The organism is Nocardia sp. TBRC8007, assembly GCF_056629435.1.
In genome coordinates this window covers 302,118-313,907 of the sequence record NZ_JBWSOR010000004.1, presented here as the reverse complement: position 1 = coordinate 313,907, position 11,790 = coordinate 302,118, and the positions used below count along the sequence as shown (strand labels likewise).

12 protein-coding genes and 1 pseudogene are annotated in these 11,790 nt (G+C 62.3%); 5 read left to right on the top strand and 8 right to left on the bottom strand.

Features of this window, described 5'->3' with window-relative positions; translation table 11 throughout:
- Window positions 1–571: IPT/TIG domain-containing protein (locus ACX4ZE_RS07250; protein WP_480272522.1), on the top strand; the 571-nt coding region annotated here is incomplete at its 5' end.
- Between the two features lie 140 nt (window positions 572–711).
- Here the strand turns inward: ACX4ZE_RS07250 and ACX4ZE_RS07245 are convergent.
- The 3 genes from ACX4ZE_RS07245 to ACX4ZE_RS07235 form a co-directional block, all read right to left on the bottom strand.
- A complete protein-coding gene (locus tag ACX4ZE_RS07245; RefSeq protein WP_480272521.1) occupies window positions 712–1,287 on the bottom strand; it encodes a TerD family protein in 576 nt (191 codons plus the stop codon).
- A 42-nt stretch (window positions 1,288–1,329) separates the two neighbouring features.
- Window positions 1,330–1,611, bottom strand: a complete 282-nt coding sequence (locus ACX4ZE_RS07240) for a hypothetical protein (protein WP_480272520.1) — start codon at window positions 1,609–1,611, stop codon at window positions 1,330–1,332.
- Between the two features lie 415 nt (window positions 1,612–2,026).
- Entirely contained in the window at window positions 2,027–2,776 is a 750-nt protein-coding gene (locus tag ACX4ZE_RS07235) for a class I SAM-dependent methyltransferase (protein WP_480272519.1), read from the bottom strand.
- A gap of 816 nt (window positions 2,777–3,592) precedes the next feature.
- Between ACX4ZE_RS07235 and ACX4ZE_RS07230 the strand changes: the two genes are divergently transcribed.
- Window positions 3,593–5,056 carry a stealth family protein gene (locus tag ACX4ZE_RS07230; protein ID WP_480272518.1) on the top strand — a complete coding sequence of 488 codons (1,464 nt, stop codon included), beginning with the start codon at window positions 3,593–3,595 and terminating at the stop codon, window positions 5,054–5,056.
- Here the strand turns inward: ACX4ZE_RS07230 and ACX4ZE_RS07225 are convergent.
- From ACX4ZE_RS07225 to ACX4ZE_RS07210, 4 genes are all read right to left on the bottom strand, one after another.
- The gene (locus tag ACX4ZE_RS07225; protein WP_480272517.1) at window positions 5,004–5,993 is read right to left on the bottom strand and encodes a phosphodiesterase; all 990 of its coding nucleotides are present in this window, start codon (window positions 5,991–5,993) and stop codon (window positions 5,004–5,006) included. The two genes, ACX4ZE_RS07230 and ACX4ZE_RS07225, sit on opposite strands and share 53 nt — an antisense overlap.
- Window positions 5,994–6,167: 174 nt before the next feature.
- Window positions 6,168–6,533, bottom strand: a complete 366-nt coding sequence (crcB, locus tag ACX4ZE_RS07220) for a fluoride efflux transporter CrcB (protein ID WP_480272516.1) — start codon at window positions 6,531–6,533, stop codon at window positions 6,168–6,170.
- Window positions 6,530–6,880: a DUF190 domain-containing protein gene (locus tag ACX4ZE_RS07215; RefSeq protein ID WP_480272515.1), complete on the bottom strand. Its 351-nt coding sequence runs from the start codon at window positions 6,878–6,880 to the stop codon at window positions 6,530–6,532. Before ACX4ZE_RS07215 ends, crcB begins: the two co-directional genes overlap by 4 nt.
- On the bottom strand, window positions 6,877–7,341 hold the full coding sequence (locus ACX4ZE_RS07210) for a fluoride efflux transporter FluC (protein ID WP_480272514.1): 465 nt from the start codon (window positions 7,339–7,341) through the stop codon (window positions 6,877–6,879). The genes ACX4ZE_RS07215 and ACX4ZE_RS07210 overlap by 4 nt, the downstream gene beginning before the upstream one ends.
- A 282-nt stretch (window positions 7,342–7,623) precedes the next feature.
- On the opposite strand from ACX4ZE_RS07210, the gene ACX4ZE_RS07205 reads away from it, so the two are divergent.
- Window positions 7,624–8,310 (top strand): class I SAM-dependent methyltransferase, encoded by a 687-nt coding sequence (locus tag ACX4ZE_RS07205; protein WP_480272513.1) that lies wholly within the window; start codon window positions 7,624–7,626, stop codon window positions 8,308–8,310.
- 54 nt (window positions 8,311–8,364) lie between these two features.
- Here ACX4ZE_RS07205 and ACX4ZE_RS07200 read toward each other — a convergent pair whose 3' ends face one another.
- A complete protein-coding gene (locus ACX4ZE_RS07200) occupies window positions 8,365–9,270 on the bottom strand; it encodes a cation diffusion facilitator family transporter (protein ID WP_480272512.1) in 906 nt (301 codons plus the stop codon).
- A 332-nt stretch (window positions 9,271–9,602) separates the two neighbouring features.
- On the opposite strand from ACX4ZE_RS07200, the pseudogene ACX4ZE_RS07195 reads away from it, so the two are divergent.
- Window positions 9,603–10,014, top strand: a pseudogene (locus tag ACX4ZE_RS07195) (phospho-N-acetylmuramoyl-pentapeptide-transferase); the annotation flags it as partial.
- 415 nt (window positions 10,015–10,429) lie between these two features.
- Window positions 10,430–11,437 (top strand): NADP-dependent oxidoreductase, encoded by a 1,008-nt coding sequence (locus ACX4ZE_RS07190; RefSeq protein ID WP_480272511.1) that lies wholly within the window; start codon window positions 10,430–10,432, stop codon window positions 11,435–11,437.
- Window positions 11,438–11,790: the final 353 nt, after the last annotated feature.

Sequence of the window (11,790 nt, the reverse complement as noted above, 5' to 3'; positions counted from 1 at the left end):
GAGTGTCGGACCGGTCACTGTCACCGTCACCAGTATCGGAGGTACCAGCAACGGCGTCGTCTACACCTACCTTGCCGCACCTGTGCTCACCTCGATCAACCCAGCACAAGGGCCCACCTCCGGTGGCAACCAGGTCAATATCAACGGCACAGGACTTACCGGCGCCACTACCGTGCTCTTCGGTGCGACCCCGGCGACTTCCTTCACCGTCCTGTCCGACATCCGGATCAGGGCCACGGTGCCCGCAGGTACAGGCAGTGTGAATGTCACGGTCACCACCCCGAGCGGTACCAGCAACAGTGTCGTCTACACCTACCGCGGCGCACCCCGGCTCACCTCGCTCAGCCCGAATTCGGGTCCTGCAGCCGGCGGCAACTCCGTCACCCTCACCGGCAACGATTTCATGGGCGCCACCACGGTGCTCTTCGGTGCGATTCCGGCGACTTCCTTCACCATCAACTCCAATACGCAGATCACCGCTGTGGCACCTCCAGGCTCTCCCGGCCCGGTCGGTGTCACCGTCACCACCGGAGGCGGCACCAGTAATGCGGTTACCTACACCTACGTCTGACCCCTATCGATGACGAGCCGGGTCGCAGGAGGGCATTGAGAAACCCCCATATGCCGTAATGTTTTTGCCGAGTTTCGCCGCGTATCCTTCTGCTCGATGCCGAGCGGAAGGATACGCGGCGGGCATGGAATTCGATGTGATCAAACGTTGACGCCATAGTCGCGGGCGATCCCCGCAAGTCCGGACGCGTACCCCTGGCCGATGGCGCGGAATTTCCATTCATTGTTGTGGCGGTACAGTTCGCCGAAGATCATGGCTGTTTCGGTGGAAGCGTCTTCGGTGAGGTCGTAGCGGGCCAGTTCCGCACCGGTATTGGCGTCGACGACGCGGATGAAGGCGTTGCGGATCTGACCGAATGACTGCCCGCGCGCATCGGCGTCGTGGATGGACACCGGGAAGAAGATATTCGTGATGTTCGGCGGAGTGGCTGTGAGGTCGACGTTGATAACCTCATCATCGCCTTCGCCCGCACCGGTGAGGTTGTCGCCGGTGTGTTCGATGGACCCTTCGGGGGAACGCAGATTGTTGTAGAAGACGAAGTGCTGATCGGACAGCACTCGCAGATTCGGCCCGCATGCCAGCGCACTGGCATCGAGGTCATAGTCGGCGCCGGTGGTGGTCCGCACATCCCAGCCGAGACCCACCGATATCTTGGTGAGGTTCGCCGCTTGCTTGGATAACGAAACATTGCCGCCTTTGGCCAAAGTGACGCTCATGATCTCCTTCCGCGCGGCACGGTTGTGCCGCTTCCTTTCTTGCTATCCGAAAACATCGGCTTGCTTCATTTCATGGTTCCCTACCCAGGACTGCAGCGTGCGCACCAGGTTCCGCAGTGCGCGCAGCTCGCTTTCGTCGTCGAGCACCGTGTGTTGAATGCCCTGCGCGACCGCGAAGGCCGACTGGCGGTGTTCATCGATCGCGTCGGTATCGATGCGAACAGCGGTATAGTTTTCGGCGTCGGGTATCTGCTCGGCAATCAGGTGCATCGTTCTGCGCCCGCACATCGCTACATTGCCGCCGCCGAGAATCAGCGGCGCCACTTCAGGACGGTCCCGCAGTCGCGCCAGCGAGCCGCGATCGGATTTCAGGCTGATCAGTAACTGTCGATCACCGGCCCGCGCCGGCCAAGACACCGGAATCGCGTATGGTTCCAGATCGGTCGTCACCAACACGCCGATGGTTTCCAGGGGCCATTCGGGGAGCGCCTTCAGCACGGGATGACACATCGAGTCGTGTTGACATCGGGCGGGATTCGCTCCGGCTGCCATCTTCGTCACCTCATAGATCGTCGCGAGCGGCAGGCTGTATCACTGCTTGCCTAGCAGTCTAGAGTGCATCGTCCCCGGTTCGCTGGCGCTGCACTCTTTGTCCGGACCACGATCAAGTGACGAGCGATCCGGGCCGGAGTGAGGGAGGTCGAGCGTGTCCGGCCCCATGCTGTCACAGCCGGCGCAGTCAGGACTTCACACAGTCCAGCAAGGTGACGATAGGGTTGTCGAGGAAAACTTTCCAGTAATTTTCGGTACCGGCGGTACGTGCGTTCGGAGCGAGTTCGAGTGGGTGGGTCACGATATTGTAGAAGCCCGCTTTCCGGAATGCCGCCTCATACGCGCTGATAGGTAGATAATAATTTTCGAGTTTCAACTCGGAGTCGCCCAAATCGATGGTCCACAGGATGGGAGCTCCCTCGTAGACATGATCTGCCAATGTCATATCGAATCCATATTTTCGGTAATCCGGAAGTGGATCGAAGAAGTACACACCGGGATTTGTCGTAAGGGTCACGAAGCGCCCACCGGGGCGAAGTCGGCATGCCAGCCCCTGGCACATCTGTGCCAATTCCATGCGCTCGCGGGCGTTGTTCAACAGCCAGGCCGATACCGCTAGGTCGAAGTCTTGCTGTGGCACGGTCTTTCTGGCATCGGCAACCTGGTATTCGATGCCGAGCGGATCGGCTGTTTCTTGTGCGCGGGCTAGTTCGACCATCCGGTGGGAGATGTCGATACCAGTCACCTCCGCTGCACCCGCTCGCCGGAGCAAGCGGGTGAAGTAACCTTCACCGCAAGCGATATCGATTACTTTCTTGCCGTTCAAGTCGCCGATCAGTTTCATGAGAGAATAGGTCTCGACTTGCGATCGCCAGGGCTGTTCTTTGGCTCGTCTGTATTGCTCGGCGACGCGGTCTTCGTCGTAATCGGTGGTCATTCCGGTCCCCTTCAGTCGATCGTCTCCGGTAATCGTATCGAGGAAAAGAGCTGATCGGGAAGTAGTCGCTGAATTGCTCGAAAGTGTTTTCCAGTCGGACTTTGCCTGTCGTGAACGGGTGTGTAATTCGATGCTTCCGGATCGCGCGCGATTTACCTCCGCCTACGCGCTAGTGTTGTGCTCATGCGCTTGTATCCACGGAAACAGCGCAGGCGCTGTGGTCGGTTATTCTGCGGGCGATGTCGGCAGAGGAGCCTGGACCAGGAGCCCGCGCTGTTCGGCGTTACGTCAACGTTACATCGCACGGCGACACACCAGACAGCGGAGAGGGTGTGGGTGGGCGCGGTAGATGCGGTCGGGCCGGAAGTTCCGGTGAACGGGTAGCGAACGGGCTGGATGGGACCGATTCTTCTGATTGACGTCGCGCCGACAGCGGTGCATCATTTGTACGGATGTCTTTTGTTACTTTGTGGCATCCTTCCTTGCCGGCCGATGGTCGTCCGGCTCGGCTGCTGCCCGTGTCCTCCCGGCCGTGCCGCGCACGAGTGCAGCGCTCTTGATTCATGACGCTTCGGCGTCCGACCGTGAGCGAGGTGAAACGAAATGATCCGCCAATCGTCTATTTATCAGGTAACCAATGCTTACCGGGTGGTCAATTCGTCGTACTCCCGCTACGGCACTCTTCCCCATTTCTGAATGTCACCGCGCAGGGCGCGCGGTTTACCCGTCGATGCAAGTGCATCGACGCAGGCGCCGCTCGGTGCGGTACTCCGGATGGACTCGGAAACCGGTGGATAGACGGATGTGGAGATAGTCATGGCGGACAGGGTGACAGTGAACTCGGGGGCAGTGGAAAAGATGCGGCGGCCGATGGTGAGCAACCTCGCCGTATCCGCGGCGGTGATCGAGGATCTGGGTTATCTGCGTGCGGAATTGGCAACGGCGGAGGTGCCGTTTCTGCTCGTGCGCGGCAGCGGGCACCGGCTCGTGCTCGCCGTCGACTCGGTGCACCGGATGATGGTGCGTCGGGTGACGGCGCTGGCGGTGTCGGCCGGATTCTCCTGTGTGGAATTGCAGTCCAACATTTTCCGGCTCGGGCGCGATAGCGATCCTGCGCATCATGTGGATCTGGAACTGTGGGAGTACTACGGTGACAAGGTAGCCTGTCCGCGTCCGAACACGCTGACCCGCCCGGTTTTCGATCTTGCTGACGTCCAGCGCACTCAGGTGCGGCTGTTCGATCGGACGTGGCTCACTCTGGTGGATATGTTCGCGCCGCAGCCCAGTGACATCGGATTCGACATCGACCTGGTGTTCTCCTGGGTGGACGGCTCCGACCCCGAGTTCCGTGCCCGTCGCGCCGGTATGCTCACTCAGGTCGTGATGGGCGAAGGCGATGACGCGGATGCCAGAATTCGGCAGATCGACGAGCTGAAGTATGCTCTGCGGTCGGTGCACAAGAACGCGCCGTGGATCCGCCGGATCTTCCTTGCGACTGATTCCGCGGTGCCGGATTGGTTGTCCGCGCATCCGAAGGTGACCGTGGTGCGCGCGGTGGACCATTTCCGCGATACCGCGGGTTTGCCGGTCTTCAACTCACATGCGGTCGAAGCCCAATTGCAGCACATAGAAGGTCTCAGCGAGCACTTCCTGTATTCCAATGACGACATGTTCTTCGCCCGGCCGGTGCTTCCATCGATATTCTTCACTCCGGGCGGAGTGAGCCGGTTCATCGAGGCCGACACCAGGATCGGTCCAGGGCACAACAATGAGCGGCGCAGCGGTTTCGAGAATGCCGCGCGGGTGAACCGGGCATTGCTCGCCGAGCGGTTCGGTCACGTCATCACACGTCATCTGGAGCACACGCCAGTGCCGCTGCGCCGCAGTGTGTTGCATGAGATGGAAGAGGAATTCGCCGTCGATTTCGCGCGTACGAGCGCGAGCCGCTTCCGGGCGGCCACCGACATCTCGGTCACCAATTCGCTATATCACTACTACGCTCTGCTGACCGGTCGTGCGGTGCCGCAGGAGGCAGCGATGGTGTGCTATGTCGATACGACCAGCCATGCGGGGCTGGCACTGCTGGAAGGGTTGGCACGTTGCCGCGACGTCGATTTCTTCTGCCTCAACGACGGCAGTTTCCCCGAGGTCGCGGAGGCGGAGCGGGCACGGATCGTCGGGGAGTTCCTCGCCGAGTACTACCCGGAGCCTGCGCCGTGGGAGCGGCTCACCGAACCGCCTCGTCACCAGCTTCTGGCGTCGACGCCTGGCGCCGCATGACGTTCGGTACGCGCGTAGCGGGCGGGATCACGATGCCCTGGGCTGCCAGACGGTGCCGCGCCTGCTCCGGCGTCGCGGAGGCGCCGACTGTAGGGCCCCGGTCGATGGGAACCACCGAGTGCACCACAGTCTCCGGATAGATGTGCACGTAATTGAAGGCCTGCGCGCCATCACGGCCGCGCAGGCCACCGTGCGCGACGCCGAGATCCTGGCTGTAACAGGTTGCCGATGCCACCGAAACCGGGATTCCCGCGAACGTCGCGCTGGTGGAGAAGTGCAGATGGCCCGCGAGAATGGTACGTACATCACTGCCGTCGAGCACCTCGGCGAGTCTGCGTTGATCGCGCAACTCCACGGTGACGGCTAGATCGAGAACACACGGCACCGGCGGATGGTGCATGGCCAGAATGGTGCCGAACGGTGCGGGTTCGGCCAACACCGCGCGCAGCCACTTCAGTTGCTCGTCGGAGGTCTCGCCGTAATGGTGACCGGGCACCGAAGTGTCCAGAGCGATGATGCGCAGTCCATCGATCAGATGTACACGGTCCAGCGGGGATGCCGTGGCCGGCTCGCCGAGCAACCCGGCGCGCAGCGCGCCACGGTCGTCGTGGTTTCCGGTGACCCACACGATGGGTGCGCGCACATGCTCGGCGAATGGCTCGACGATGCTTTTCAGCTTGGCGTATGCGGCAAGCTCGCCCCGATCGGTGAGGTCGCCGGTGAATACTATGGCGGTCGGCTGTATCCGGCTGGCCGCGGCTTGCTCGAGCAATTGCTGTAATCGCAGATCGGCGTCGACATCGCCGTATAGCGGATCATCGTCCGCGATGAAATGGGTATCGCTGAAATGGAACAGCACATGATCCGGATGTGGGTGCTCCGCGACTCTGGTGATGGGCACCGGACCGAATATCCCTCCTGACGGTATGACCGCCATCGGCATGGTTCCGTTGCCAGCATAGCGCCGGTGGCGAACAGGTTCCCCACACCTGGTGACGACATGCTTGCGGGAAAATGAGTATTCGGTGTACGGCGCCGGGAAACGGACAGGAAACAGGATCACTCACCGGGTACCGGCCGGATTCAGCGACACCGGATTCAGTGACAGTAGTCAGGTCCAGATGGAGTGGGCGAGGGCGGTGCCGACGTAGTAGGCGCCGAGACCGGCGCCTACAGTGGCGATGAGGTTGGCGGCAGCACTCAGCCGGGCGCCTGCTCCTGCGAGCTGGAGGGTTTCGTAACTGAAGGTGCTGTAGCTGGTGAGAGCTCCGCATAGGCCGATGCCGATGAGTAGATGCAGGGTGCTTTCGGTGGACACCGCGCCGGTGAGGATGCCGAGGAGGAAGCTGCCGGTGAGATTGACGGTGAAGGTGCCCCAAGGAAGGGTGGAGCCGCGACGGCCTTGTATGAAGCGGTCGGTGAGATAGCGCACCGGTGCGCCGATCATGGCGCCGATAATGACGAAAAGCCAGGTCATCGCTGGTGGTCCTGCCTACCGAGATAACGGATGACTTCGACTTCGTCGAGGATGACCAAGCCTTCGGTGACGAGTTCGTCGAGTTGCGGTAGGAAGGCGCGAATGCGCTCGGTGGCATCGACGATGATGATGGCGACAGGCAGGTCCTCGCTGAGCGAGAGCAGACGGGTGGTGTGGATTCGGGAGGATGCGCCGAATCCCTCAATGCCGCGCAAGACGCTCGCTCCGGCGAGACCTGCGTGGTGGGCGCGGTGCACGATCTCGCTGTACAGAGGTTTGTGGTGCCAGGTGTCGCTTTCGCCGATGAACACCGTCAGGCGCAGGGCGGGTCCGGTGAGCCGGGTCATGATGTCCTCCGGATGAGCAGGCGGTGAGTGCAGGCGGCGGTTGTCCAGGTGGCAGCCAGCGCCAGGGCCGGGGTCGCGACGAGATATGCCGAGGCTGTCGCGGCGTGACCGCTGTCGACGAGATGGCCGATGTCGGCAGCGTAGCTGGAGAAGGTGGTGTAGCCGCCGAGAATGCCGGTGCCGAGGAACGGACGCAGCAGCCGGTGTCCGGTCCAGATGTCGGTGATCAGCACCATGACGACGCCCATCAGTGCGCAGCCGGTGATGTTGACCGCCAGTGTCGACCACGGGAATGCGCCGTTGTGGGTGGGCCAGGCGAGTGTGGCGGCGTACCGTGCGGTCGCGCCGATCGCGCCGCCGATGGAGACAACCGCGACGATGGTTGTTTGCTCGCGCCATGGCTTCGGGCGGGGTCGCACCGCGAACGGATCGGACTTGCCGGTAACTTTCCGTTCGGGCATCGACAAAGCACCCTCCTACTCATCCGCTCCCGCTCGGTGGGGCGGGCTTCGGTGGGGCAGGCTATGGCATTGAGTAGGGATCGTCGGCGGCCGGTGCCGCGGTTCGGGTATGGCGGGCCCCACCGCCGTGTGACCTGGCCAGGAGGACAGGTCCGCCAATGGATCAGCATACGGCATCCCACGTCGGCCGAGCGGGCACTGGAAGAGGGTTCCTTCTCCGCTGATCGGCTGCCATCCGCGCGCTACGTCGACATTCACCAACACCATTGATAGTTATTGGATATGACAACTCCTTCCCCTGCAGAGAGGTTCGAATCCGTCTATCGCGGCGAGGACGTCGAGATGGGACTGGGTAGCCGGCCGCCGTGGAGTATCGGCGAACCACAGCCGGAGATTGCCGCATTGATCGAGGCGGGCAAGTTCCACGGCGATGTCCTCGACGCGGGCTGTGGTGAGGCCGCGGTATCGCTCTACCTAGCCGAACGGGGTTTCACGACCGTAGGTCTGGATCAGTCGCCGACCGCGATCGAACTCGCTCGCGCGGAGGCCGCTAAGCGTGGCCTGAGCAACGCCAGTTTCGAGGTCGCCGATATCAGCGCGTTCACTGGTTACGACGGCCGTTTCGGCACCATCGTCGACAGCACCCTGTTCCACTCGATGCCGGTCGAACGGCGTCAGGGCTATCAGGAATCGATCGTGCGTGCCGCGGCGCCCGGCGCATCCTACTTTGTGTTGGTATTCGACAAGGCCACTGTGCCCGTAGGTCAGGCCAATCCGGTCACGGCCGATGAACTGCGCGAGGCGGTGGACGCGTACTGGCTGATCGACGAGATCCAGTCTGCTCGCATCCACATCTACGACCCCAATGATCTCCCTGTCCTCCAGGAGTTTCTCGGCACCGATATCCGGGACGAGAGCAATGGCCGCAAGTCCATACCAGCCTGGCTGCTGTCAGCGCACCTGGGCTGAGAACGGCGCGGGCGACAGCCGCGGCCCGGCTGTCGTATCCGACTCGTGCGCCGGTCACCAACCGAGTTCGTGGCAGCCGGTGTGATCTGCGGGCTCGACCTGGATGGTGGCGTGGGCCAGACCGTAGTCCTCGCGCAATCGACTGGCGGTCTCGGTCAGGACTGTGTGGGCGTCGTGCCCGTCGGCGATGACAAGGTGGGTGGTGGCGACGTTCATACCGGAGGTAAGGGTCCAGATGTGTAGGTCGTGGATCGAGACCACGCCTTCGACGCCGATGAGGTCGGTTTCGATCGCGGCAAGGTCCATACCCTCCGGGACGTGCTGCCCCAGGACTGCGAGAACTTGGCGACCGAGCACGACTGCGCGAACGATGACGAAGGCGCCGATCACGAGGGCGACCGCAGTATCCCACACCGGATCTCCGGTCATCATCACCAGCCAGCCGGCCATCACCACCCCGACGGATCCGGCGGTATCGGCGACCACTTCGAGGTAAGCGCCTTTGACGTTCAAGCTTTCAGAGGCACCCGAGCGTAGGAGGAGCAGTGCGGCGATATTGACCGCCAGTCCGAGTGCGCCGACGATCAGCATCGGCCCGGTCTCGATCTCTGGCTTGCTGCCGATGCGCCCGATCGCGCCGATCACGATATAGGCGGATGCGCTGAGCATCGTCAATACCGCGAACCCGGAGGCGAAGACTTCCGCGCGGTAGGAACCGTAGGTACGCCGTCCCGTTGTGTCCTTACGGGTCGCGATGCTGGTGGCTGCCAGCGCCGCAACCAGCGTCACGACATCGGCGGCCATGTGCCCGGCATCGGAGATGAGGGCGAGCGAGCCCGAGAGCAGCCCGAAGGCGAGTTCGACGATGAAGAATGCGGCGATGAGCACGAACGCCAGCGCTAGTCTGCTGCGATGTCGTCCTCCGGCGTGTCCGCTCCCATGATTGTGTCCGTGCCCCATCAGGCCGCTCCTCGTCCGTGCCCCATCAGGCCGCTCCTCGTCCGTGCCCCATCAGGCCGCTCCTCTTCGTGGTTCTACTACGAACACCACAATACATATGCAAATGCGCATATGTATGAGGGTTCGTCACGCATCGGGAGCGGGCGTCCACCGGTCGGCGCGTCCTTGGATAGCGCTCGGATAGCGCTGAAGGCGACCAGCGGCATGGCTGCCGTGATAGCCGCGAGCCCCGCGCATCCTGACCGGAAACGGTCCATTACGCTACTTTGCACCACATAGATGGCACACGTCGACGGCCTCGTGTTCGGATGTCGGCTGTGTAGGGGGCATGGATGAGGCATATCCTGATGTCGGCGACGATCGCGTTGGCGGTCTCGATCGTGTCGACACCATTGCTGATCAAGTTCTTCGCCAAGAGGAATTCAGGTCAGCAGATCCGCGTCGCGGGTCTGCGAAGTCATCAGGCCGAGCGTGGTATCCCGACTATGGGCGGTATCGCTGATCCTGATCAGCATGTGGGCCGAGTATCTCGGTGCGCACCTGATCGGTATCCGCTATGGCATCCCAGGCATATCCGCTTCCGGATTACTCGTCCTCGGGTTGGCCACCTCGTTGGGCGCGGTCGGATTCCTCGACGACTTCATCAAGCTGCGCAAGCGACATAGCCTCGGGTTGGCCTCGGCCGGGAAGTGCATCGGCCAATTCGGCGCCGCGATCGTGTTCGGCATTCTGGCCCTGTGGTTTCCCGACAGCACTCCAGCCGTCCGGTCGGTCCTGCTACAGATCGTCATGTTTCGCACCACTCGTCACCGATTGTTCACGATGGCGCCGTTCCACCATCTTTTCGAACTCGGCGGATGGAGCGAGGCCACCGTGATCATCCGATTCTGGTTGCTTGCCGGGATATCCGCGGTCTTCGGGCTCATGTTGTTCTACGGCGAGTACCTCACTGCTGGCGGATAGTGCTCACTCACCAGGGAGAGCTGGTAGCCGACCGGGATAGCCGGTGGCGGAAGGAAAGTCGGGTTTTCCGCGATACTGCGTTACTGTGGCCACCGAAGAACAGAAGATGACCCCGGCTCAGCAGTACCCGCACCGTCCTGATCGTGATCCACAATCGCCGGTGGGAACGGCGTGGGCCGGACCGACAGGAGGCGCTATGTCCGCGATGAATCGTCAGATCCTGCTGGCGGCACGTCCAACGGGTGTCATCGAACCTGATGATTGGGAACACCGCTCCGTACCCGTCGAGGAGCCTGGGCCGGGCAGCTTCATAGGCCGGACGCGCGTTATTTCGCTGGACCCTGCTATGCGCGGATGGCTGGACGACCGTCCTTCTTATCTGCCGCCCGTGCGGATCGGAGAGGTGATGCGGGCAGGTTCCGTTGTCGAGGTCATCGCTTCCGAGCACCCCGATTTCCGACCAGGTGATCATGTCGTCGGCGCTTTCGGTGTTCAGGAGTACGTGGTATCCGACGGCGCCGGCGCTACGAAGATCGACATTTCACTTGCCTCGCCGTCGACGTATCTCGGTGCTCTCGGTATCCCCGGTATGACGGCCTACTTCGGACTCTTGGATGTCGGTGCGTTGCAGGATGGAGAGACCGTCGTGGTCTCCGGCGCGGCAGGGGCGGTCGGCACTGTAGTCGGTCAGATCGCGAAGGTGAAGGGCTGCCGCGTGGTAGGGATCGCGGGGGGCCGGGACAAGTGTGCGCTGCTCACTGACGAACTCGGATTCGACGCGGCGATCGACTACCGGGTCGATGATGTCGAGCAGGCGTTGCGCACGCTCGTTCCGGACGGCATCGACGTCTACTTCGACAACGTCGGCGGGGACATCCTGGATGCGGCGCTCCGGCGTCTTGCCATGCGCGCTCGCGTGGTGATCTGCGGTGCGATCAGTCAGTACAACGACCCGACGCGGGTCAAAGGCCCATCGAACTACCTGTCGCTTCTGGTACGGCGCGCGCGGATGGAAGGCTTCGTGGTCTTCGACTACGTCGATCGCTACGCACAGGCAGCCAAGGAGATCGCCGACTGGATTCGCGCGGGCCAGGTCAAGATCAAAGAACATGTGGTCGAGGGCAGCGTGGACGACTTTCCGGACACTTTGCAGATGCTGTTCCGTGGAGAGAATGTCGGCAAGCTCGTCTTGCGGTTGGTGTGATGCCCCGGCTCGGACACCCCGCCGACTAGCAGTACGCTTTCCGCGCCGTGGCGGATGGACTCGCCCACTCTATTCTCATCGGCTTCCGCCGTGCGGCAGTGCCGTTCCGGGATGCGGATGTTCACCCGTTCGAGCCACCTAGCTGCGCTGCCGTACCGTGCGGCGAGTGGGGTATACGCCGGATCGTATCGAATTGCCTGCCGATCGGCTCTTGCCATGCTCCGCAGCGTGGGAACAGTTACAGCCGAACGTTTCTCGTACCAGATCCGGATTGCGTAGGCCGCCCAGCATCAGCAGGTGCGCCCGGCTGAATGTGTGCGTGCTACCGGATTGTCAGCGTACCGATCGGTTGA

Excerpts from the sequence above, each read along its gene's own strand:
- ACX4ZE_RS07245 (WP_480272521.1), bottom strand. The coding sequence starts at position 1,287 with ATGAGCGTCACTTTGGCCAAAGGCGGCAATGTTTCGTTATCCAAGCAA.
- ACX4ZE_RS07235 (WP_480272519.1), bottom strand. The coding sequence starts at position 2,776 with ATGACCACCGATTACGACGAAGACCGCGTCGCCGAGCAATACAGACGA.
- ACX4ZE_RS07230 (WP_480272518.1), top strand. The coding sequence starts at position 3,593 with ATGGCGGACAGGGTGACAGTGAACTCGGGGGCAGTGGAAAAGATGCGG.
- ACX4ZE_RS07225 (WP_480272517.1), bottom strand. The coding sequence starts at position 5,993 with ATGGCGGTCATACCGTCAGGAGGGATATTCGGTCCGGTGCCCATCACC.
- crcB (WP_480272516.1), bottom strand. The coding sequence starts at position 6,533 with ATGACCTGGCTTTTCGTCATTATCGGCGCCATGATCGGCGCACCGGTG.
- ACX4ZE_RS07215 (WP_480272515.1), bottom strand. The coding sequence starts at position 6,880 with ATGACCCGGCTCACCGGACCCGCCCTGCGCCTGACGGTGTTCATCGGC.
- ACX4ZE_RS07210 (WP_480272514.1), bottom strand. The coding sequence starts at position 7,341 with ATGCCCGAACGGAAAGTTACCGGCAAGTCCGATCCGTTCGCGGTGCGA.
- ACX4ZE_RS07205 (WP_480272513.1), top strand. The coding sequence starts at position 7,624 with ATGACAACTCCTTCCCCTGCAGAGAGGTTCGAATCCGTCTATCGCGGC.
- ACX4ZE_RS07200 (WP_480272512.1), bottom strand. The coding sequence starts at position 9,270 with ATGGGGCACGGACACAATCATGGGAGCGGACACGCCGGAGGACGACAT.
- ACX4ZE_RS07190 (WP_480272511.1), top strand. The coding sequence starts at position 10,430 with ATGTCCGCGATGAATCGTCAGATCCTGCTGGCGGCACGTCCAACGGGT.